General features: G+C 30.8%; 28 protein-coding genes. 2 read left to right on the top strand and 26 right to left on the bottom strand.

Annotation, left to right across the window (positions count from 1 at the left end):
* Window positions 1–3: 3 nt before the first annotated feature.
* The 13 genes from BSD9I1_RS09385 to brnQ form a co-directional block, all read right to left on the bottom strand.
* Entirely contained in the window at window positions 4–1,476 is a 1,473-nt protein-coding gene (locus tag BSD9I1_RS09385) for a complex I subunit 5 family protein (RefSeq protein ID WP_186430123.1), read from the bottom strand.
* Window positions 1,477–1,478: 2 nt separating this feature from the next.
* A complete protein-coding gene (locus BSD9I1_RS09380; protein WP_186430122.1) occupies window positions 1,479–1,841 on the bottom strand; it encodes a sodium:proton antiporter in 363 nt (120 codons plus the stop codon).
* Between the two features lies 1 nt (window position 1,842).
* On the bottom strand, window positions 1,843–2,262 hold the full coding sequence (locus BSD9I1_RS09375; protein ID WP_186430121.1) for an MnhB domain-containing protein: 420 nt from the start codon (window positions 2,260–2,262) through the stop codon (window positions 1,843–1,845).
* A 19-nt stretch (window positions 2,263–2,281) separates the two neighbouring features.
* Window positions 2,282–2,563: a hydrogen gas-evolving membrane-bound hydrogenase subunit E gene (gene mbhE, locus BSD9I1_RS09370; RefSeq protein ID WP_186430120.1), complete on the bottom strand. Its 282-nt coding sequence runs from the start codon at window positions 2,561–2,563 to the stop codon at window positions 2,282–2,284.
* Window positions 2,560–2,799 carry a hydrogenase subunit MbhD domain-containing protein gene (locus BSD9I1_RS09365; protein ID WP_035307800.1) on the bottom strand — a complete coding sequence of 80 codons (240 nt, stop codon included), beginning with the start codon at window positions 2,797–2,799 and terminating at the stop codon, window positions 2,560–2,562. The genes mbhE and BSD9I1_RS09365 overlap by 4 nt, the downstream gene beginning before the upstream one ends.
* Window positions 2,796–3,107: a monovalent cation/H(+) antiporter subunit G gene (gene mnhG, locus BSD9I1_RS09360; protein ID WP_035307802.1), complete on the bottom strand. Its 312-nt coding sequence runs from the start codon at window positions 3,105–3,107 to the stop codon at window positions 2,796–2,798. Before mnhG ends, BSD9I1_RS09365 begins: the two co-directional genes overlap by 4 nt.
* Window position 3,108: 1 nt before the next feature.
* On the bottom strand, window positions 3,109–3,372 hold the full coding sequence (locus BSD9I1_RS09355) for a monovalent cation/H+ antiporter complex subunit F (protein ID WP_052085684.1): 264 nt from the start codon (window positions 3,370–3,372) through the stop codon (window positions 3,109–3,111).
* On the bottom strand, window positions 3,365–3,856 hold the full coding sequence (locus tag BSD9I1_RS09350; protein ID WP_052085685.1) for a Na+/H+ antiporter subunit E: 492 nt from the start codon (window positions 3,854–3,856) through the stop codon (window positions 3,365–3,367). Before BSD9I1_RS09350 ends, BSD9I1_RS09355 begins: the two co-directional genes overlap by 8 nt.
* Before the next feature lie 277 nt (window positions 3,857–4,133).
* The gene (locus BSD9I1_RS09345) at window positions 4,134–4,505 is read right to left on the bottom strand and encodes a hypothetical protein (protein ID WP_186430119.1); all 372 of its coding nucleotides are present in this window, start codon (window positions 4,503–4,505) and stop codon (window positions 4,134–4,136) included.
* 152 nt (window positions 4,506–4,657) lie between these two features.
* On the bottom strand, window positions 4,658–5,953 hold the full coding sequence (locus tag BSD9I1_RS09340; protein ID WP_186430118.1) for an aminotransferase class V-fold PLP-dependent enzyme: 1,296 nt from the start codon (window positions 5,951–5,953) through the stop codon (window positions 4,658–4,660).
* A 93-nt stretch (window positions 5,954–6,046) separates the two neighbouring features.
* Window positions 6,047–6,529, bottom strand: coding sequence for a peptide-methionine (S)-S-oxide reductase MsrA (msrA, locus tag BSD9I1_RS09335; protein ID WP_035307810.1), 483 nt, complete (start codon window positions 6,527–6,529; stop codon window positions 6,047–6,049).
* A gap of 33 nt (window positions 6,530–6,562) precedes the next feature.
* Window positions 6,563–8,590 (bottom strand): thioredoxin domain-containing protein, encoded by a 2,028-nt coding sequence (locus BSD9I1_RS09330; RefSeq protein ID WP_186430117.1) that lies wholly within the window; start codon window positions 8,588–8,590, stop codon window positions 6,563–6,565.
* Between the two features lie 381 nt (window positions 8,591–8,971).
* The gene (gene brnQ, locus BSD9I1_RS09325; protein ID WP_186430116.1) at window positions 8,972–10,360 is read right to left on the bottom strand and encodes a branched-chain amino acid transport system II carrier protein; all 1,389 of its coding nucleotides are present in this window, start codon (window positions 10,358–10,360) and stop codon (window positions 8,972–8,974) included.
* A gap of 186 nt (window positions 10,361–10,546) precedes the next feature.
* Between brnQ and BSD9I1_RS09320 the strand changes: the two genes are divergently transcribed.
* Window positions 10,547–11,425 carry a LysR family transcriptional regulator gene (locus tag BSD9I1_RS09320; protein WP_186430115.1) on the top strand — a complete coding sequence of 293 codons (879 nt, stop codon included), beginning with the start codon at window positions 10,547–10,549 and terminating at the stop codon, window positions 11,423–11,425.
* A gap of 251 nt (window positions 11,426–11,676) precedes the next feature.
* Here BSD9I1_RS09320 and recA read toward each other — a convergent pair whose 3' ends face one another.
* The 4 genes from recA to BSD9I1_RS09300 all read right to left on the bottom strand — a co-directional run bounded on the left by recA (window position 11,677) and on the right by BSD9I1_RS09300 (window position 13,844).
* Entirely contained in the window at window positions 11,677–12,714 is a 1,038-nt protein-coding gene (gene recA, locus BSD9I1_RS09315) for a recombinase RecA (protein WP_186430114.1), read from the bottom strand.
* 64 nt (window positions 12,715–12,778) lie between these two features.
* Window positions 12,779–13,018 carry a hypothetical protein gene (locus tag BSD9I1_RS09310; RefSeq protein ID WP_186430113.1) on the bottom strand — a complete coding sequence of 80 codons (240 nt, stop codon included), beginning with the start codon at window positions 13,016–13,018 and terminating at the stop codon, window positions 12,779–12,781.
* A gap of 78 nt (window positions 13,019–13,096) precedes the next feature.
* A complete protein-coding gene (locus BSD9I1_RS09305) occupies window positions 13,097–13,420 on the bottom strand; it encodes a hypothetical protein (RefSeq protein WP_186430112.1) in 324 nt (107 codons plus the stop codon).
* A gap of 196 nt (window positions 13,421–13,616) precedes the next feature.
* Window positions 13,617–13,844: a hypothetical protein gene (locus tag BSD9I1_RS09300; RefSeq protein WP_186430111.1), complete on the bottom strand. Its 228-nt coding sequence runs from the start codon at window positions 13,842–13,844 to the stop codon at window positions 13,617–13,619.
* A 398-nt stretch (window positions 13,845–14,242) separates the two neighbouring features.
* Between BSD9I1_RS09300 and BSD9I1_RS09295 the strand changes: the two genes are divergently transcribed.
* Window positions 14,243–15,265, top strand: coding sequence for a hypothetical protein (locus BSD9I1_RS09295; RefSeq protein WP_186430110.1), 1,023 nt, complete (start codon window positions 14,243–14,245; stop codon window positions 15,263–15,265).
* Between the two features lie 129 nt (window positions 15,266–15,394).
* Here the strand turns inward: BSD9I1_RS09295 and BSD9I1_RS19145 are convergent, their stop codons facing one another.
* The 9 genes from BSD9I1_RS19145 to hisB form a co-directional block, all read right to left on the bottom strand.
* The gene (locus BSD9I1_RS19145; protein WP_373419350.1) at window positions 15,395–15,694 is read right to left on the bottom strand and encodes a HesB/IscA family protein; all 300 of its coding nucleotides are present in this window, start codon (window positions 15,692–15,694) and stop codon (window positions 15,395–15,397) included.
* Between the two features lie 117 nt (window positions 15,695–15,811).
* Window positions 15,812–16,252: a rhodanese-like domain-containing protein gene (locus BSD9I1_RS09290; protein ID WP_186430109.1), complete on the bottom strand. Its 441-nt coding sequence runs from the start codon at window positions 16,250–16,252 to the stop codon at window positions 15,812–15,814.
* 238 nt (window positions 16,253–16,490) lie between these two features.
* Complete coding sequence (gene hisJ, locus BSD9I1_RS09285; RefSeq protein ID WP_186430108.1) at window positions 16,491–17,333, bottom strand: histidinol-phosphatase HisJ; 843 nt, start codon at window positions 17,331–17,333, stop codon at window positions 16,491–16,493.
* Between the two features lie 31 nt (window positions 17,334–17,364).
* The gene (gene hisE / locus BSD9I1_RS09280) at window positions 17,365–17,694 is read right to left on the bottom strand and encodes a phosphoribosyl-ATP diphosphatase (RefSeq protein ID WP_035307842.1); all 330 of its coding nucleotides are present in this window, start codon (window positions 17,692–17,694) and stop codon (window positions 17,365–17,367) included.
* The gene (gene hisI, locus BSD9I1_RS09275; protein WP_186430107.1) at window positions 17,687–18,025 is read right to left on the bottom strand and encodes a phosphoribosyl-AMP cyclohydrolase; all 339 of its coding nucleotides are present in this window, start codon (window positions 18,023–18,025) and stop codon (window positions 17,687–17,689) included. The genes hisE and hisI overlap by 8 nt, the downstream gene beginning before the upstream one ends.
* Entirely contained in the window at window positions 18,018–18,785 is a 768-nt protein-coding gene (gene hisF / locus BSD9I1_RS09270; RefSeq protein ID WP_186430106.1) for an imidazole glycerol phosphate synthase subunit HisF, read from the bottom strand. Before hisF ends, hisI begins: the two co-directional genes overlap by 8 nt.
* Before the next feature lies 1 nt (window position 18,786).
* Window positions 18,787–19,506, bottom strand: a complete 720-nt coding sequence (gene hisA / locus BSD9I1_RS09265) for a 1-(5-phosphoribosyl)-5-[(5-phosphoribosylamino)methylideneamino]imidazole-4-carboxamide isomerase (protein ID WP_186430105.1) — start codon at window positions 19,504–19,506, stop codon at window positions 18,787–18,789.
* A complete protein-coding gene (gene hisH, locus BSD9I1_RS09260) occupies window positions 19,503–20,108 on the bottom strand; it encodes an imidazole glycerol phosphate synthase subunit HisH (protein ID WP_186430104.1) in 606 nt (201 codons plus the stop codon). Before hisH ends, hisA begins: the two co-directional genes overlap by 4 nt.
* A 66-nt stretch (window positions 20,109–20,174) precedes the next feature.
* Complete coding sequence (hisB, locus tag BSD9I1_RS09255) at window positions 20,175–20,762, bottom strand: imidazoleglycerol-phosphate dehydratase HisB (protein WP_186430103.1); 588 nt, start codon at window positions 20,760–20,762, stop codon at window positions 20,175–20,177.
* Between the last annotated feature and the right edge of the window lie 20 nt (window positions 20,763–20,782).

The following is a 20,782-nucleotide window of genomic DNA, read 5'->3' as shown; positions in this document are numbered from 1 at the left end:
CTCCTATACTAATCCTGCCCTTATCAAATTGATTATTTCTTCAGAAGCTATTCCAACATATAACATGGCTATAACAAGTATTATAATTGGTATTAATTCTTTTATAGACTTATCTTTACTTTTGTATATCTTGCCATTTAAATTTTCTTCGCCAAAAAATCCATTTATTGCTATTGGTAAGTAGTATATAGCATTTAAAAGACTACTTATCAGTATTACACCTATTAGTATTAGTTTATCCACTTCTATACTGCCAAGTGCTAAATACCACTTACTCACAAATCCCGGAAGCAAAGGTATTCCAAGCATTGATAAAGATGCTATAAAAAATAATCCTAATGTATATGGCATTTCTTTTCCTATGCCCTTAAGATTAGGTAACTCCTTTTGTCCTGACTTTTCTATAATTGCTCCTGCGCACAAAAATAATGCAGATTTTGTCACAGCATGACCTATAATGTGAAATATACTCATTATAACTCCTAGTTCCGTACCTAAACCTATGGAAAAGAATATATAACCCATTTGAGCTACGGTTGAATAAGCAATAACTCTTTTTAAATTCTTTTGAAATATTGCCAATACAGATCCCATTATCATGCCTAAGCATCCAAGAACTAATATTATATTAAGTATAGAAAAGTTTGATATTATATCTTTGCCCATTACTCTATAAAGCACTTTAAGTAGAAATATTACATAAGCTTTTAGTACAAGTGAAGATAATAGTGCACTTGAAGATGTTGGTGCATTAGAATGTGCATCTGGAAGCCATGTATGAAGAGGAAACATAGCACTCTTAACTCCTAGTCCTATAGTAAATAATCCTAGTGTTATAAGAATTGCTTGGGGGTAATTAGCGTAACTGTTTACTAAACTTTCATGCATATATGTCATATTAAGTTGTCCAGTCATCGAATACAGGTATGCAATTCCCATAAGTACTAGTCCTGAACCAAGACAACTCATAATAATATATTTGATTCCTGCTTTTATATTTTCTTTTTTATCTTTAACTATTACTATCCCACAAGAAGCTAGGTTTCCTATTTCTATAAATACATATACATTAAACATATCATTAGAAAAAATAATACCTAAAAGAGATGCTACAAGAATATTTACCAAAAGATAATACATTGAAACCTTGTTTTCATCTATATCATGTTCTATACTGTAACAAGAATACCAAGTAACCATCAATGCTACAAATGCAAATAGCACTGATATAATACATTCTATAATTCCTACCCTAAACTCAATGCTAAAAGGTGCATCAAAATGTCCTATTCTATAAAAATAACTTCCGTTATCTATAGTGTATATTAATGAAATACCAAATAACACTAGACACGTTATAAAAGAAATAATGCTTAAGAATTTAACCATATTATTTTTTTTAATAAGTGGCATAGTAAATGCTACTAAGAATAGGATTAAAATACCCATCAAGGGAAAACTTTGAATTATCGACAAAACTATTCAGCCCCCTTTTCCAATATCTCATTTAATTCTATAGTTCCATACTTTTCGTACATTTTTATAGTAAGCGCTAGTGCAAACGCCGTAGTACTCACTGCCACAACTATACCGGTAAGCATAAGTGACGTAGGGATAGGATTGACATACCCCTCAACTCCTTTAAATCCATTAACTAATATAGGAGCTTCCCTTCCTTCTATATAACCTTTAGCTATAAAAAATAAAAATATTGATGTATCCATTATATTTAATCCTATTATTTTTTTTATTAGGTTATTATGCAGTAAAAGCGTTGCAAAACCTATTCCAAATAATATAACAGATGCTGTTTCATAATAATTAGTTAAAAGCCTCTCCATTTTAGATTTCACCTTCTTCAAATAAGCTATAGAAAAAATACATAGTTATTGCTACTATAGTTCCAACAATTATATTAAGCGGTAGCAAAAATCCTCCACTTATTATATCCCCTGGATTTCCTAGTGGTGGTCCAGGCAAGTTAAGATGACTGCCGCCTGATATGAAGCTGTACCCTTTCATAGATCCATATATGAATATTCCAATAGTTACAAAATAAAGTAATGAAGAAAACTTTAGTTTATTTTGTGCAAATTCTTTTCCGTATACCATTCTGTAAAGAATAAAACTAACACCAATTATGGTTCCCCCAGAAAAGCCTCCACCTGGACTTAAATGTCCATGAAAAATAACATAGATTCCAAAAATTTGAATGAAAGGTGTGAGTATTCCGACAATTTCTTCTAATATTTTATCCTTCATATTTATCTATCCCTTCAAATTACTGCTTAGCCTTTTCGTTTTTAAGTACTATTATTACTGTTATTGCAGATGTGAATAGCACACTTGCTTCTACAAAAGTATCAAATGCTCTGTAATCTAAAATGATTCCTGTAATTATATTAGTAGCACCTGTTTCCTTCATAGCATTTTCAATATAGTACTTTGACAAATTATTATTCATAGGAGTATCTTCTATTCCAAACTGTGGTAAATCCTTTACGCCTGTTAACAATATTATTGTTAAACCCAAAGTAATCAAAACTGCTAGTAGTTTTTTCATTTCTTTGTCCCTCTTATTCTTTTTAAAGTCAATATGAATAATACAGTTGTAATACCAGCTCCTACTGCTGCTTCTGTAATGGCTACATCTGGAGCGTTTAACTGTTGCCATAATATAGCCATAATCAAACTATAAACTGTAAAAACTATAATTGCTCCAAGCAGACTTTTCATAGCAGATACAGATATAGCGGAAAATATTAAAAATATAAGCATTATTATGCTAAATATCTTCATTTTAATCCTCCATCCTGTTTATTGTATAATTTGTTTTTAAAATACTCAGCCTTACCTATTAAATGAGTAGCTGTTGGATTTGTTATCCATATAAATATGAGCACTAATAATAGTTTTAATGATAGTATATTAAATCCATTAAAAATTATTAGTCCTATTAAGCAAAGTAGCGCTCCTAAAGTATCACATTTAGCTGCACTATGTACCCTTGTCAAAACATCTGGGAATCTTAAAATACCTACAGTCCCAACTAAAAAGAAAAATAATCCGCCAAATACAAATACGCTTCCTATTAAGACGCTTAACATATTATTTCCCTCCTGACTTTTCAATGTAATTTGCTATGACTACGGAAGCAACAAAGCTTATCAATGCGTATACTAAAGCTACATCTATAAAATAAGTTTCTTTAAGTATAAAGGATATCATAAGTATAAGTACTATAGTTTTAGTGCTAATTACATTGATGGCCACAAGTCTATCTGCAGCACTCGGTCCCTTAATTGCTCTATACATACATCCCATAATGGTTATAGATAAAAACAAAATTGAAAAAGTTAAAATTTTAGCCATTATTTAATTCCTCTTTCTTTAAAAGAATGTTTTCAAAAATAGAATTTTGCAGATCCTTTATAGAATTTTCTTCGAGACAATGTATAATTAACTTTTCTTCAGTCATGTCCAGTGTTAATGTTCCAGGAGTGAGTGTTATGGAATTTGCAAGAATTGTTTTATCAAAATCACTTTTGAGATTAGTAGTGATAGTAACTATAGTTGGTGAAATATTTAACTTAGGACTTAAGACTATTTTTGCTACATGAAAATTAGATTTGAATATTTCTTTAATTAAAATCAAAATATATAAAACTGCATATTTTATATTTGATATTAATAAGTTCTTACTTTTTTTATGAATATTATATTTACCTAATAAATCTTTGTTAAATATAAACACCCCTATGCATATTAAGGTCCCTATTGCAATCCTATCTATGTTTAAGTTTTCGGCCAAAATTAGCCAAAATACCACATAAATAACAAGCAATCCATATTTCATTGCAACTTCCTCCTTTCTAGTATTATTTCCTCCATTTATTATATCTTATCAAATTTTCAGTATATCCGTCTATATTTTTTAATATTTATTCAACTTTTTAAATTTACAAAATATAATTAATACACTGATAATTACTGATTATTCATTTGAGTTTCATAAATTTTAGCCTTACTTGTTATCTTTTTGTTAATATTGTGTAAATAATAAAAACTGCAAGTTATTCTTTTTACAGATAATTCACAGTTTGTTAATACAATACGTATTTGTTTCTTTTTTTTTAATAATTAAAATTTTTTATTAACATCTCTATTTTTTTAAAATTAGGTTTAAAATATACAGTGTTTTTAGATATATTTGGATTATTCACGTTAAAATATTTTTTTATTATGCTCATTCTTGTTGTAACTTCTATATTAAAGTTTTCTATATTTAATTCTTCATCTTTAATACTTAATAGAGCTAGTATCATAATTAACTGATCTTGATTTTTTCTATAGATATCGTAACTTCTTTTGTTAATGGATAAAAGCAAAATTCTTCGAACCAGCAGTAAATCACTTAGTAATTTTTTGGACATTTCACTTAATATCAATCTCTTATCAAAGGCATACAAAAGATTGTTCTTATCCTGCTGGTAATTATAATTCATAGTATATCTCCCCTTCTTTTGCAAATCTATATTATAATTACTTATTCTATAATTTTACAAAAATTCCTTCTAAATATATAGAAAAATTAAAATATTCATTAAAGTCATCAAATTAAAAAAGTGTTACTTTATCTAAGCAACACTTTTTTAATTTAATCATATTTATTTATAAAATATTCTTTTCTTCTTAATATATTTTCGAGGGCATATATAAAATAATCAATTTCATCAAAGGTATTATAAAGTGCAAAACTTACTCTTATCATTCCCGGCTTTCTCCAAAATTTATTGTTTATATTCTCCATAACCTCTTCTTTTGGTACTTTCAAAAGTTCTTGTATATAAGGATGAGCACAAAAACATCCGCTTCTAACACCTATGCCATATTCATAAGACAAAGCCTTTGATACAGTTTCGTGATACATTCCTTCTACATTAAAAGTAATTATTGATACAGAATTAGAACAATACTCAGAGTATATTTGGATACCAGGGATCTTTGATATTTTTTTACAAATATACATTTGAAGATTTTTTTCATAGTTTTCTATATTTTTCATTCCAAGAGCTCTAAGCATTTCTATGGAGGAAGATAATGCAACTACTCCTAAAACATTAGGACTTCCTGCTTCATCTTTTTCTGGAGTATCACTCCATTTTACAAAGTCATGTGTAACCATGTCCACAGTTCCCCCTCCCTTGTAATCCGGTTCAATATCTTTTAATTCATCCTTTCTAACTATAAGCACACCTGTACCAAATGGAGCATACATTTTGTGTGCTGAAAAAGCTGCAAAATCTATATACTCATCTTTGGCTATTCCATTAATATCAAAAGGACAGTGTGGTATAAGCTGTGCTCCATCTACAAGTAACTTTGCTCCATAGCTATGAACAAGTTTTGCTATTTTGTGCACAGGGTTTTTGTATCCAGTTACATTAGAAGCTCCTGTAACAGCAACTATACCTACTTTTCCATTATAATCTTTAAGTTTTTTTTCTAAGTCTTCAAGTATTAACATTCCTTTACTATCAACTCTTATATAGTCTATTTTAAATTTTCTCCAAGGAATGTCATTGGAATGATGCTCCATAAATGTAGAAAGTACTATTTTATCACTATACTTTTGCAACAGCATATTTGATAGTTTATTTATAGCCTCTGTAGTATTTTTTACAAATATGACATCATATTCACTTAAATTGAAATTTAAAAATTCTCCTACCAGTTCTCTTCCTCTTTCATAAGCTTTTGTTGTTAGCTGTGACTTTATTCCCATTCCCCTGTGCACAGACGAATAGTAAGGTAAAAACTTATTTATATCATTAGCAACTTTAATAAAAGCTGGTGTTGTAGCAGCATTATCAAAATTTACATATTTAACAACTTTGCCTCTAGCTGTTTTTACCAGAGTGTCTTTCCCAACTATCAAGTCTTTATAATGCATAAAAATCATCTCCCATATTTGTTTCTTATATATAATATGGAAAATGATTTTATATTGCCTATTAATTTGGGATAATTTATATTTTAATAAAAACTATTTCATTTTATCCAATGGTATATGACAGTATCCATTTGGATTTTTTTCTAAATACTTTTGATGATATTCTTCTGCATCATGAAAAACTTTAAGTGGTTCTATTTCTGTTATTATTGGCTCATCATATTTTTCTTGCTGCTCGTTCTTTGTTTTTGTTATTAGTTCTAAATCTTTAGGATCTGTATAATATATACCTGTTCTATATTGATTGCCAATATCATTTCCTTGTCTATCTAATATAGTAGGATCTATTATGTTCCAAAATTTATTTAATAATTCTTCAAGAGTTATTTTGTTTTCATCATATTTAATGTAGCAAGCCTCTGCATGGCCTGTAGCTCCTGTACATACATCTTCATAGCATGGATCCGGTTTCATACCATTTGCATATCCAACTCTAGTTTCTATAACTCCATTGTGTTTAGACATATATGCTTCTATGCCCCAAAAACATCCTCCTGCAAAAATAATTTCCTTCATACCACTTCACTCCTTTATTTTATCTGGTAAAATTTATTCAATGTTCTTTTTAAAAGATTGTAAATCTATTACAGGTTCTTTGCAAGTATAATTTTCGCATATATAAGCTGTAACATTGTTGTTTAATGCTTTTTTATCTTTTAAGGATGGAATGATATCTTCTATGCTATATTCTTCGTCTTTAACAACTACTTGAGTATAAGGAAGATATATACTGTTTATTTCCTTTAACATTTGTAACATCAAAATATCATCCTTTTTACCAACCAGGATTAAATTTTTATAGGAGTTACTTACATATTGCCATGCATCTACAAGATGACTATAAAAAGAAGAATTTTTATTTATTGTTTCTCCAAAGGTACTAAATTGTCTTCTTGTATCTTCTGACATATCATAATCTTCTAAGATGTTTGCAATCTTAGCCATATTAAATATAGCTATAGAGTTTCCAGAAGGTAGTGCGCCATCATATATTTCCTTAGGCCTTAATATAAGTTCTTCCGCATCTTCTCCATATAAATAAAATCCTCCATGCTCTTTATCTAAAAATAGGCTCATCATATCCTTAGTTAATTTTACAGCTTCTTTTAAGTATTCTGCTTGGAAGGTACTCTCGTATAATTCAATAAGCCCCCAAACATAATAAGCATAATCATCTAAAAGACCTAAATTTGCTGCTTCACCTTCTCTAAATCTTCCAAGAAGTCTTCCATTTTTATTTGTTAAATTATTTTTTATAAATTTAGCACATTTTTTAGCAGCATCTATATAATCATTATTTTCAAATATTCTACCGGCATAGGCTAAAGATGCTATCATAAGACCATTCCAGGAAGTTAATATCTTATCATCTTTATAAGGGTGTATTCTTTTTTCTCTTTCTTCAAATAATATTTCTCTACTTTTTTCTATTTCATCATCTATATCTTCTAAATTCTTAGATATCAAATTTAATATAGTTTTTCCTTCAAAATTTCCCTTTGATGTAATATCAAATAATGCACAAAATTTTTCTCCTGCCTCCTTACCAAGTAAACTTATTATTTCTTCAGGAGACCAAACATAAAATTTACCCTCTACACCTTCAGAATCTGCATCTTCTGCAGAATAAAATCCTCCTAAACTGTCTGTCATATCCCTCAAAATATATGTATATATCTTATCTGCTACTTCTTTATATAATTTATTTCTTGTAACTCTATAAGTTTCTACATACACATAAGATAACATTGCATTGTCATATAACATCTTTTCAAAATGAGGAACCAGCCAATACTTATCTGTAGAATATCTTGAAAACCCAAAACCAATATGATCAAAAATTCCACCCTTATACATAGATACTAATGTATGCTCCACCATTTCAAGGGCTTCTTTCTTTTTAGTAGTATAATAATATCTTAATAAAAATAGTAAATTGTGAGGTGTTGGAAACTTAGGCTCACTTCCAAACCCTCCATAGTCCTCTTGATATCTCATCTTAAATTTTAAAAAGGTTTTTTCTACTATGTGAGAATTTATTATTCCACTTTCGTGAGATAATATATATTTTTTTACATCACGTTCCAACCTCTCTGTCATAGAAGATATATTTCCTCTTTCTGCCTGCCATGTGGATACAACAGAACTCAAAACTTCTAAAATCCCTGGCATATTTCCTCTTCCCTGCTTCGGAAAATAAGTTCCAGCAAAAAATGGCTTTTTATCTGGAGTCATTATTATGGTCATCGGCCATCCGCCTCTTCCGGTATATGCTTGGCAAAAGCTCATATATATACTATCTATATCCGGTCTTTCTTCTCTATCTACTTTAATAGATACGAAATTAGAATTTAAAAGTTCTGCTACTTCCTCATCTTCAAAACTTTCTCGCTCCATAACATGACACCAATGACATGTACTATAACCTATACTCAAAAAAATAGGCTTATCTTCTTTTTTAGCTTTTGAAAAAGCCTCTTCTCCCCAGGGAAACCAATCTACTGGATTATTAGCATGTTGAAGCAAATAGGGGGATTTTTCATTTATTAGTCTATTTGATTTAATTTTTGTAATCATATCAACACCTTCTTCTTATTTTTAACTCCTTTATATGGTTATCTTTTATTGAATAAAATATTCGAATTGTGATTTGTTGGTTGTATAGATTTTAGTTTACTTTAAAATTAATATACATAATATTTATTATGTATATTAATTAACACTTATCAAATATTATAATTATAGCATCAAAGCTTGATATCTTTAGATTCTGAACTTAATTTTTAGTGTATATTTACAGTATAATAACCTTGCGATACTCTAATAAAAAAGCCTATACCTTTACAGGTACAGACTCTAGTTGTGTAATAAGAAAAATTACTACTAATTAATACAGTATATGTTATTTTATATTGTACTGTTTAATTATTTTACCTTCACAAGGTACACCTATATGCACTACTTAGCTGGCTTATTATGAAAAACCTTATATACAAATACTATGTTTTTTGAACGAATACTCCAAATGATTAATCCTATGAAAAATCCGCAAAGTGATGGTAATATCCATCCAAATCCATGATCAAACCCAGGTAAATATATATGAGCAAAATTAACAATTTGTTTAACTACAATATTTTCTTGGAAAGGCAGTGGTAATGCCTTACATAAATCAAAAAATGCTGCAATAATTGTTAATCCAGTTGTCCATTTATAAACATCACTTTGCTTATTAATAAATGGAGTTAATAAAGACAATAAGATTAACGTAATTGTTAATGGATAAAGAAACATAAGTACTGGTACAGATATCTGAATGATATTACTTAATCCAAAGTTAGCAATAACAAAAGAAAAAACAGTAAATAAAATAGCATAATTTTTATAAAAAATTGATTTTGGAAACATTTCACTGAACATTTCAGAACAGGAAGTTATTAAACCAATCGCTGTTTTTATACATGCAATTCCCACAATAGCTGCTAACAATAGCGTACCAATGAAACCAAAATAATGATTACTTACCATGAATAAAATGGTGCCTCCATTATCAGTACGATTCACACTGCCTAAGCTTGTAGCTCCCATATACGATAATGAAGCATAAATAACAGTCATACCAATAACACTAACTAAACCTGATTTACATGTTTCAATAGCAATTGTATTAGAATTTTTAACACCTAACTTTCGTATATTCGAAATAATAATGATTGCAAAAGCAACAGAAGCTAAGGCATCCATAGTATTATACCCGTCCAATAGACCAGTAAACAAAGGCTTATCAGCATAATTCCCCAGAGCAGCATATGTACTTACTTGTCCCATTGGATTGATAAATGTTGCAATTAATAAAATTGATAAAAGTGCCAAAAAAATAGGTGTAAGATATTTACCTACCCAATCCAATATTTGTCCTGGTCGCAGTGAAAAATAAATGGTAATAGCAAAAAATATAAATGAGAAAATAATTAATCCTAACTTCAAATATTCATCAGAAATAAAAGGATGAATTCCTACCTCAAATGCAACTGTGGCTGTACGCGGAATTGCAAATAGCGGACCAATTGTTAAATATAACAAACAAGTAAAAATTCTTGCATAACGTGAACTAATGGGTTTAGCCATATCAAATAAACTTTCACTTTTTGAAATGGCTGATGCAACAATCCCAACCATAGGGAGCCCTACCCCTGTGATTAAAAATCCAATTGTAGCTGTAAAAGTATGATTTCCAGCTTCTTGTCCCATTTGAACTGGAAAAATTAAATTACCTGCACCAAAAAATAATCCAAATAGCAATGAACCTATCAACAAATTTTGCTGAAAACTTAGTTTTTCTTTCATGATAGCCCTCCTCTAATGTTCTGATATTGTGAAAATTTCCACCAATCTTTCCACTACAATGTTTCTAATTCCATATTTTGATAATGCCTTGATTCATTTCACTCATTATAATATACTTATATACATTAGTAAAATTCATTTTTTTCATGTTATAAATGAATTTTATTCAACTAAAGGAGAAAATATATGCAACTTGCTTCGTATAAAATTATCATAACTGTTTATGAACAAAAAAGTTTTCAAAAAGCATCGGAACTTCTTCATATGACACCATCTGCAGTTAGCCATGCAGTTTCTAAGCTAGAACAAGAATTAGGATTCTCCCTATTCATTAGAAGCAAAAATGGCGTTACTCTAACATCTTATGGAGAAAATCTACTACCTGCTTTTCGAAATGTTATAAACAGCGATGAATCTTTAAAACAAGCTATTTTAGAAATCAATGGGTTAGAAAAAGGTACAGTGAGGATTGGCTGCTTCAATAGTGTTTGCACCAACTGGATTCCGGCATTAACTCGTGATTTTAATGCTATATACCCAGGTATTTCCATAGAAATCTTTCAAGGTACCTATGTTGATATCATTGAATGGATTAAATCAGGAGTAGTTGATCTTGGTTTTTTGTCTGTTTCAAGTGCAGGAAAGCTTCCAATTTATCCTTTATATAATGATCCACTTGTTTGCATTGTTCCAAAAGGTTACCCAGTTTCTCAACCAGATTACATTACCTTAGATGAAATAAAAGATAAATCCTTCGTAATTCAACATATAACCTGTGATGCTGACATTCAGAACTACTTCGACGCTCATAATTTAAAAATAAAATCCTGTTATCATGTTGTAGATGATTTATCAACCGTAGCTTTGGTAAGTCATGGATTTGGAATTTGCTTATTACCTAAATTGATCATGCAAGATATTTCATATCCTGTAGACACCTATCCTATCAAACCTGATGCCAGCAGAATTATTGGTATATCTGCACTAGACACAGAATGTATGTCCCCAGCCGTAAAAAAAATGTATGATTTCATCATAAATTACAATTATCCAAAATGTAATTAAATTGGTTTCAATAACTGTAATGCCACCAATTTTAACTACCTATTCTAATCTAATTCAGTTCTAAACAATAAATAATAAATATTATTTACAGTTAAAAATTAATAAGACCGTAATGCTAACCATGCGGTCTTATTAATCTTATAAATTACTTAAGCCTTTAATTTGAGTTTCAAACCATGATATAGCAAATTCTTTTTCTTTATTTATTGGAGCAATTTCACTCCTTAATTCATCATTACACTGATGAATTATTATTCATTTTTCGTTAGCTCTTCCTTTATAACCATTTTTGTTACTGGAAGATTGTATTTTTCCCTTATTAGATTTTCTATTTCAAGAGCTAAATCAGGGTTTTCTTTCAAATATAGCTTGGAAATTTCTCTTCCCTGACCTAGTCTTATATCTTTATACGAAAACCATGCTCCGCTTTTTTGAACTAATTCTTCATTAACTGCTATATCTATCAAATTACCTTCTTTCGAAATACCCTCATTGTACATTATGTCAAATTCAGCTCGTTTGAATGGAGGAGCAATTTTATTTTTTGTTACTTTTACCCTAGTTCTACTTCCAAGAACATCTTCACCTGTTTTTATAGTATCAATTTTTCTTATATCTAATCGTACTGATGAATAAAACTTAAGTGCACGACCACCTGTTGTAGTTTCAGGATTACCAAACATAATACCTATTTTTTCTCTTAATTGATTTATGAATATTACGGTGCATTTAGATTTGTTGATTGCTGCAGTAAGCTTCCTTAATACCTGAGACATCAGTCTTGCTTGTAATCCAATATGGGAGTCACCCATTTCCCCTTCTATTTCAGCTTTTGGAACAAGTGCTGCTACAGAATCAACAACAATTACATCTATGGCATTTGACCTTACAAGTGCTTCTACTATTTCCAGCGCTTGTTCTCCAGTATCTGGTTGACTAACTATCAAGTCTTCAACATTAACTCCCAATCTCTTTGCATAAGATGGGTCAAGAGCATGTTCTGCATCAACAAAAGCTGCTGCACCGCCTTTTTTTTGAGCCTCGGAAGCTATGTGTAGTGAAACAGTTGTCTTACCTGAAGATTCAGGCCCATATATTTCTACTATTCTTCCCCTAGGAACTCCACCAGACCCAAGGGCTATGTCTAGTTCCAGGCATCCTGTTGATATAACTTCTATATCCATTGCTGTACTTTCACCAAGTTTCATAACAGAACCTTTTCCGAATTGTTTTTCTATCTGCTTCATAACAGTTTCTATTGCTGTTATTTTATCATTGTTTATATTCATTTATTAACACCATCCCCTTTGCAAAGCTTTTGTCAATCACAGCCACGCCTTGCTTAATAAATATTTAATATTCATTTTCAATTATAAACTTAGTGATCTTTTTAGATATTACTTCAGAAGTAGTATCTAATGATAATGCTAATTCTTCAAACAATATACTTTGAATAAAAGTTAAAAGCTTATCATCTCTTTCTTGAAATTTTCCTCTGTATTTTTTAGTTTCATTCTTTTTCCTCATCAAAGTATTGGCTATGTTAGCAATCTCCCTGCGATTTCCTTTTAATTTATATGCTCCTTTGCTCAAAATTGTAAATTTTTATTATAATGACATTACTTTATCGAATATGACTTCATTACTGAGATGATTTAAATACCTTTTAAATCATTTCTTTTTTGTTGATTTTGACGTTGATTTCTTCTTTACAAGTTGTAATTCTGCCTTTCTCTCTTCTAATTCAGCGGCTTCACGTTGCTTTTCTATTCGCTCAATTGCTATCTGCTCTTTTTTTATATTTAGTTCTTCTAAAACTTCTTCGTGAACTGCTGGATTAAACACTTTCATTATTTTTTCAAATACTTCTGGATATAAAAATACTTTTATTCCAATCTCATCCTGAAACTTCACATATATCTTATTGCCCTTTACTTCTGTAATAACTCCCGTTCCAAAGATTATGTGTTCCACTTTCTCGTTTACTACGTTCATAATTTACCTCCTCTAAATTTATTCAGATTTTATATAGGGTATTAATTATTTACAACTGTTTTATAATAGCCTCCGGACTATTCAAAATAATCTTGTATATTTCTACCCCTTTTAAGTAATTTCAGATGCAAATCAATAATTACCTTAAGTAAACGTTTACATATATTCCTTCAAATTAATTTATTGCAACCTTTTGTTATATGTTATTTTTTATTTTATATTTGGAAGATTTTAACCTCTCATATCCGCTATATGAACGAAGAGATATTTTTCCGTTCCACGGCATGGAACCTCCATAATATTTTTCGGCGATATGTTTTTGTGTTGAGCTGTCAAGGTTGGATAAACGAGTAGACTTCCCATTTTCAGATAACACACTGCAATCTGGAAATTTACTCAAATCTAGCAATCTATGTGTCAACATATTCCTTACCACTCTCTAATAAAGGTAAAACAACAAGAGTACTTTTAGTATTTTAACACATAAAAATGGGTTGATGTAAGCAAAACTTTTAACACATGATATATTTTTGTTCATTCCTAAACATATTGACCTATCTTTGCCTTTTCCTATGTATATATTTTCCAGGAAATATTTTGTAGCATTTACTTATTTCTCATCTGCAGATTTTTTTCAACACCTATGATTTTTCTAAGTTATATTATTTTTAGTTTATTTTTTATATTTTTTTGTAATGATGCATTTTGGGTTTTAAAGGAGGGTTAATAGTTCCTTATAAATTTCATACTTGTAAAAGATGTGGAAAATATGATATTATCAAAAAAAATATAATTATAATTTGCATAGATTCGAGGTAATAAATGATTAGATTTGAAAGAAATACAGAACTGGATATAGCAATGAAGAATCTCATACTATCCATGGTAGATGTGAATGACTACATCACCAATATTCTAGATTATACAGAGAGAGTTCTTACTCCAAAAATGGAAAAAAAGCTGATAGAAATACTGAAAAAATATAACGTTCCTCATGATGGTTTGAAATACGACTCGAGAATCCTAATCGAGAATCAGTATTATAGGGATATCAAACTTGATAACGTGTGTTCCGAAACCGTAAGGTATGAGAAAGCCAACATCAAGAAAAGAACTTTAATGAATATGAATTTTCATCAGCCCTTGGGGAAATACTTGTTTCACTATCATCCCATAGGTTACTTTGAAACAGACATTGACTTGCCAGTATTAAAAGAGGGTGACAGCAAAGTGTGGATGTCCCCAGCCATTAGCGAAATAGAAAGTATGAGAGATGGAATTGAAAAAGGCCATGGGAAATGTATGACTATGGGACTAGGAATTGGAGTTCTACCTTATCTTTGGCTGCTGAAAGATGATGTGGAAAGTGTAACGATAGTTGAATTCAACAAGGACGTCATCGATTTGTTTGAAAAGCACATCAGACCTCAGTTTAAAACTGATAAGAAACTTAAAATCATTCACGGAGACGCCTTCGATTTTTATAACGAAGAATTCCTGAATCAATTTGACTATGTGTATGTGGACTTCTGGGAATCTACAGAAGATGGTTTGATATTTTACACAAAGCTTATGGAGAAAAAGATTGACCTCCCTCATATAGACTACTGGATAGAAGACTCCATGCTCTATGATTTAAAATACATCGTAGCTCCATACCTTTATACAGTGTATGAAGGTAAAAGCGTAATGGATTTTATCTCCTCCATTGACGGAGATTCTAAGGAGCTTGCAAAAAAAGCAAATAAGTACTTCAAAACAAGGACGGATGTAATAAGAACAGAAGATGAACTGCTTAATATCATACACGGAAAAGATGTTTTGAGAAAGATACTCGCACAATAGAAAAAAAGAGGCTGTCCCGCAATACATATTATGTGCATTGCGGGACAGCCTCTTTTGTTTTTAATAGAAATGTATTTTAGGTAAATATCCCCTTACCCTAATAGTTCTATTCCCTGCTGTAGGTAAGTACTAGCAAGTGGAAGTTTTAGCTCCTCTAATAACTAAGCCACGTTGGAACCAGTTTTTTGAATAATCAATAATAGAGTCTTGTACATATTCTTCTATATCAGAATTATATATAACTGTAATTCCCTGTGATTCTATAACAACATCATCTTGATTCTTTAACTCATCCAGAGTTAATTGAAGCCTTGGGCCTCCTCAGCCATATCCTCCAAATGAAATTCTAAGCATAACTTTTTCAGGATTTTTCTGTTTTGAAATATTTTGTTTAATTTTTTCTGCTGCCATTTCAGTTACTTTTATCATTTTATTTTACCTCCTTTTATGATCTATTTTAAAATTATTTCTTTAAGATATTTATTAAATTATAGTTAGTATTACATATTAATGTTTCCTACCTCATTTTCTAGCCTCTAATTGTTGTTATTTTACAACTTCATATGGCCAGTTATTTATTCCCCCCAAATTATATACATTAGTATATCCTAGATTGGTCAATATTCTAGCAGCAGTAACACTTCTATTTCCACTTCTGCAATATACAAATATGGGTGAGTTCTTATCTTTAAGCTTATTATCTGCCTCCGCCTTCAAATTATCTACAGGAATAAGCATAGAGCCTTTTATATGTCCAGTATCATATTCTTCTTTTGTCCTTACATCTAAAAGTATAATCCCCTTTTCACTACCCAGCCTCTTATTGGCTTCTTCTGGAGTTATATTATTAAAGCTAGTTTTTTCTGAGGAGGTTGAGCCTTCTTTGTTAATTTTAGCGTTCTTACTGCTGCATCCTGAAAATAATCCTATTAAAAGAATGACAGATATTAAACAGACGACATTTACAGACTTAAAACTTTTAGTCATTAATAATTCTCCTTTATTTGATTAAATTAATAATAAGCTAACTATTTTATACAAATCATTATTTACCCCATAGGGGTATATTGATAATATACTATATTTTTTCATTTTACGCAATACTGATATTCATAAGACAAAAAAGAGCGGTGTTTATCCGCTTCTGTGGTATTAAATTGCATATCATATTGATATGCAACTTAATGTTCTATATCCTAAGATATTATTGATTTACCTTTTACAATTAAATACTTCTTGTTATCCACCTTTTATTGTTCATAAAATAAATCTGTCTATAGCCAGCATATCTAAGCATATTCAATGATTCATCAAAGAATGCATGAAGATTTTCTGGTGAATGCACATCAGAGTTAAGGGTTATTGGTATGTCTAATTCATAACATTCTTCAAGTATCCACGGACTTGGATATGGAGTAGTCAAATATCCTCTTGCTATAGCTCCAGTATTCACTTCTAAAATAGCTCCAGAGTTTTTTATGGCTCTTAAGGTTTTAATAACTTCTTCCTTATACCAATCTTTAGTTTCATTAAAATATCTTTCATTCTTATTATTTTTTCTAATTAAATCTAAGTGTCCAACTATATGCGGGTTGTGTACAGATAACATACCCCGGATAAGGCCATAATATTCAGCAACAAAAGCCTGTACGTCTCCTTTAAAAAACACTTCAATGATTCTTGTATATTCCTCTTCGTCACCATCTACAGTTAAATATTCGCCTGTATCTTTATTTTTCATAAAGTGTACAGAGCCTATAGTATAATCAAGCTCTAATCCCTTAAATTTTTCAGAATCTGGTCCCGAAATACCTGGAAAATAATCTATTTCTAATCCACAATAAATTTGAATCTGATTTTTATATTTTTCTTTGAGTCTTTTTATTGTTTCAACATAATTATTTAAATTTTCTTCTTTCATAGTCCATGAACTCGGTACATGAACAGGAGCATGGCTAGAAAAACCTAGGGAATGAAAATTTAGACTAATAGCCCTCTTTATATAATCTTCTGGCCCACCCTTCCCATCGCAAAAAAAACAGTGTGTGTGATAATTTGAATAGTTCATAGTAGCTCCTCCTGAAAACACTTATGCTTGTTTAAGTATTTTCACCACTTCTTTCAGGTTTTTTATTACCTATTTTTTCTGTTCTCTTTATAAGCTCTTCTTCAACATCCTCTACCTTTACACCCTGTATGGCCATTAGCACAAGCAAATGATATACTAAATCAGATATCTCATTTATCATTTCATTTTTATTGTTGTTTTTACTTCCTATGATTACCTCAGAGCATTCTTCTCCAACCTTTTTCAGTACTTTATCTAATCCTTTTTCAAAAAGGTAGCTGGTATATGAATTTTCTATAGAATTTTCTTTTCTACTCTCTATTACTTTATATAATTCTTTTATGACATTTTCTTTATTCATGATTAACCCCCCTTATATCAATTTCTCTATAAAAGCAACTTCTACTTCCTGTATGACAAGCAGGACCTATCTGCTCTACTTTAATAAGCAAAGTGTCACCATCACAATCATAGCTAATATTTTTCACATATTGAAAGTGACCTGAAGTTTCACCTTTATTCCATAACTTTTTCCTCGATCTACTCCAGAACCAAGTTTTACTTGTTTCTAATGTTTTTTCAAAGGATTCTCTATTCATATATGCCAGCATGAGAACCTCGCCATTATTGTAATCTTGTATTATAGCTGGAATTAGTCCCTGTTCAAACTTAATATTTTCTATATTATTCATTAGTTCTAACCTCCAGACCTTCTTTAGCAAGGTAATCCTTAACTTGACCTATGGTAAGTTCTCTATAATGAAATAATGATGCAGCAAGGGCAGCATCCGCTTTGCTTTCTTTAAAAACTTCTGAAAAATGTTCAAGTTTACCGCATCCACCTGAAGCAATTACGGGGATATTAACACTGTCAACAATTGCCCTAGTAAATTCTATATCATATCCGTTTTTTGTACCATCTGCATCCATACTGGTTAGAAGTATTTCACCTGCACCAAGCTTTTCTACTCTTTTGGCCCACTCTACTGCATCCAGGGCAGTATCTATTCTGCCGCCATTTATATATACATTCCATCCAGTGCTGTCTTCTCTTTTCTTTCCATCTATAGCTACCACAACACATTGACTGCCAAATTTTCTCGCTGCCTCTGTTACTATATTAGGATTTCTAATAGCAGCGGAATTTACAGATATTTTATCTGCACCTGCCCTAAGTATATCCTTAAAATCATCAACAGTTTTTATACCTCCGCCAACAGTTAGAGGTATAAAAACTTTTTCAGCTGCTCGTTCTACCACATCAATCATGGTCTTTCTTCCTTCATGAGTAGCACTTATATCAAGAAAAACAATTTCATCCGCACCTTCTTTGTTGTAAAACTCTGCTATTTCTACAGGATCCCCAACGTCCTTTAAATTAACGAAATTTATTCCCTTTACTACTCTGCCCATATTCACATCTAGGCAAGGTATTATTCTTTTAGTGAGCAAGTTATACCCTCCTTCCCAAGTCTATAGCTTCCTTAAGATTTATGCTTTTACTGTACAGTGCTTTCCCTATAATTGCTCCATACATATCCATAGCTGTTAGTTTTTTAATATCTTCTATACCTTTCATTCCACCTGATGCTATAATATCGCAGGAAACCTGATCATTTAGCATACCCGTAGCCTCAAGGTTAGGCCCTGTAAGTGTTCCATCCCTGCTTATATCTGTAAAAATTATTGTTTTTACTCCTATATCCTCCATGGTTTTTGCAAAGTCAATATATTGAACTTTACTTACCTTTATCCATCCTTCTATAGCTACATATCCATCTCTTGCATCTATACCTACAGCTATTTTTTCACCGAAGTTTCTTACAGCTTCCTTTACCATAGGAGGATTATTTAAAGCAGCTGTTCCTAAAATAACTCTGGTTACGCCCTCTTCTATAAGCTTTTCTATAGTATTAATATTTCTTATTCCTCCACCAAGCTGTATTGGAAGCCCAGTTTCTTTAATAACACCTTTAATTACATCTAAATTAGCCAGCTCTCCCTTTAAGGCTCCATCTAAATCTACTATATGTATATATTCTGCACCCTGTTTTTTAAACTGTAGGGCTATATCAATTGGATTTTCTCCTACAACATGAGAGGTTGAAAACTCTCCCTGATATAGCCTTACGCAATTACCATTTCTTAAATCCATAGCTGGAAATATCATCATATTATCAACTCCCCGAAGTTTTTAAGTATTTTCATTCCGGCCTCCCCGCTCTTTTCAGGATGAAACTGAATGCCAAAAATATTATCTTTGCTCACTATTGCAGGAATACTTACTCCATACTCAGTATAGGCATTTAGTATGCCTTCTTCACCTAACTTAGCATAGTAAGAGTGCACAAAGTATGTAAAACTCCCCTCTTTAACTCCCCTAAGAAGTATGCTATCCTTTTGAAATTTTAAATTATTCCACCCCATATGAGGAACTTTTACATCTCCCTGGATTTCTACTACTTTTCCTTTTAAAAACCCAAGTCCTTTAGAATTAGAGATTTCTTCACCTTCTTCAAATAAAAGCTGCATTCCTAAACATATCCCGAGGATGGGTTTTCCTTTTTTAGCCTCTTCTTTTATTAATAAGTCTAAGCCATCTTTTTTTATATTCTCCATTGCATCAGGGAAAGCACCAACACCTGGTATTATAATTCCTTTACTTCTTGATATTTCATCTCTTTTGCTGGATATAAAAGAGTTTATATTTAAAAAGGTTAATGCCTTTTGTACACTTTTTAAATTTCCCATGCCGTAATCAACTATAGCTATCAAAATATACCCTCCATTTCCTAAAAAGTTAACAACAAATAATTTTTCATGTCTAATTTAACGTTAAAATTATAAAACTCCTTTTGTAGACATAACACCTTTTATCCTTTGGTCTATAGTTACTGCTTCCCCTAGAGCTCTGCCTAATGCTTTAAATAAAGCTTCTATCATATGATGATTGTTTTTCCCATATAATACTCTAGCATGCAGGGTTATACCTCCATTAACAGCAAAAGCTCTAAAGAATTCTTCTACCATTTCTGTATCAAAGTTTCCTAGTTTATCTACAGTAAACTTAGCATCAAATACTAAGAATGGTCTTCCGCTAATATCTAAAGATATTGTAGCTAAGGCTTCATCCATAGGTACAAAACTAGTACCATACCTCTTAATCCCTGCTTTATCTTTTAGAGCTTCCTTTAAAGCACTTCCAAGTACTATAGCTATATCTTCTACAGTATGGTGACTATCTACCACCAAATCTCCAGCTGCTTTTATTTCTAAGTCTATTAAACCATGCTTTGAAAAAAGTGTAAGCATATGGTCTAAAAACCCTATACCTGTAGTTCCTTTAAAAATTCCCTCTCCATCTAAATTGATACTTAACTCTATATCCGTTTCACCAGTTTTTCTTTTAATTTCGGATAATCTATTCATATTATCACCTTCATTCTATA

The organism is Clostridium sp. BSD9I1 (assembly GCF_900185645.1).
GTDB lineage: Bacteria > Bacillota > Clostridia > Clostridiales > Clostridiaceae > Clostridium_AK.
The sequence above is the reverse complement of the archived record's forward strand: the minus strand, read 5'-3'. Positions and strand labels throughout refer to the sequence as shown.

Excerpts from the sequence above, each read along its gene's own strand:
- BSD9I1_RS09380 (WP_186430122.1), bottom strand. The coding sequence starts at position 1,841 with ATGGAGAGGCTTTTAACTAATTATTATGAAACAGCATCTGTTATATTA.
- BSD9I1_RS09290 (WP_186430109.1), bottom strand. The coding sequence starts at position 16,252 with ATGACTAAAAGTTTTAAGTCTGTAAATGTCGTCTGTTTAATATCTGTC.
- msrA (WP_035307810.1), bottom strand. The coding sequence starts at position 6,529 with ATGAAGGAAATTATTTTTGCAGGAGGATGTTTTTGGGGCATAGAAGCA.
- BSD9I1_RS09305 (WP_186430112.1), bottom strand. The coding sequence starts at position 13,420 with ATGAACGTAGTAAACGAGAAAGTGGAACACATAATCTTTGGAACGGGA.
- BSD9I1_RS09330 (WP_186430117.1), bottom strand. The coding sequence starts at position 8,590 with ATGATTACAAAAATTAAATCAAATAGACTAATAAATGAAAAATCCCCC.
- BSD9I1_RS09350 (WP_052085685.1), bottom strand. The coding sequence starts at position 3,856 with ATGAAATATGGATTGCTTGTTATTTATGTGGTATTTTGGCTAATTTTG.
- mnhG (WP_035307802.1), bottom strand. The coding sequence starts at position 3,107 with ATGTTAAGCGTCTTAATAGGAAGCGTATTTGTATTTGGCGGATTATTT.
- BSD9I1_RS09300 (WP_186430111.1), bottom strand. The coding sequence starts at position 13,844 with ATGTTGACACATAGATTGCTAGATTTGAGTAAATTTCCAGATTGCAGT.
- BSD9I1_RS09295 (WP_186430110.1), top strand. The coding sequence starts at position 14,243 with ATGATTAGATTTGAAAGAAATACAGAACTGGATATAGCAATGAAGAAT.
- BSD9I1_RS09355 (WP_052085684.1), bottom strand. The coding sequence starts at position 3,372 with ATGGCTAAAATTTTAACTTTTTCAATTTTGTTTTTATCTATAACCATT.
- BSD9I1_RS09345 (WP_186430119.1), bottom strand. The coding sequence starts at position 4,505 with ATGAATTATAATTACCAGCAGGATAAGAACAATCTTTTGTATGCCTTT.
- BSD9I1_RS09375 (WP_186430121.1), bottom strand. The coding sequence starts at position 2,262 with ATGAAGGATAAAATATTAGAAGAAATTGTCGGAATACTCACACCTTTC.
- brnQ (WP_186430116.1), bottom strand. The coding sequence starts at position 10,360 with ATGAAAGAAAAACTAAGTTTTCAGCAAAATTTGTTGATAGGTTCATTG.
- mbhE (WP_186430120.1), bottom strand. The coding sequence starts at position 2,563 with ATGAAAAAACTACTAGCAGTTTTGATTACTTTGGGTTTAACAATAATA.
- hisE (WP_035307842.1), bottom strand. The coding sequence starts at position 17,694 with ATGAATAAAGAAAATGTCATAAAAGAATTATATAAAGTAATAGAGAGT.
- BSD9I1_RS09320 (WP_186430115.1), top strand. The coding sequence starts at position 10,547 with ATGCAACTTGCTTCGTATAAAATTATCATAACTGTTTATGAACAAAAA.
- hisB (WP_186430103.1), bottom strand. The coding sequence starts at position 20,762 with ATGAATAGATTATCCGAAATTAAAAGAAAAACTGGTGAAACGGATATA.
- hisA (WP_186430105.1), bottom strand. The coding sequence starts at position 19,506 with ATGATGATATTTCCAGCTATGGATTTAAGAAATGGTAATTGCGTAAGG.
- recA (WP_186430114.1), bottom strand. The coding sequence starts at position 12,714 with ATGAATATAAACAATGATAAAATAACAGCAATAGAAACTGTTATGAAG.
- hisJ (WP_186430108.1), bottom strand. The coding sequence starts at position 17,333 with ATGAACTATTCAAATTATCACACACACTGTTTTTTTTGCGATGGGAAG.
- BSD9I1_RS09340 (WP_186430118.1), bottom strand. The coding sequence starts at position 5,953 with ATGCATTATAAAGACTTGATAGTTGGGAAAGACACTCTGGTAAAAACA.
- BSD9I1_RS09365 (WP_035307800.1), bottom strand. The coding sequence starts at position 2,799 with ATGAAGATATTTAGCATAATAATGCTTATATTTTTAATATTTTCCGCT.
- hisI (WP_186430107.1), bottom strand. The coding sequence starts at position 18,025 with ATGAATAATATAGAAAATATTAAGTTTGAACAGGGACTAATTCCAGCT.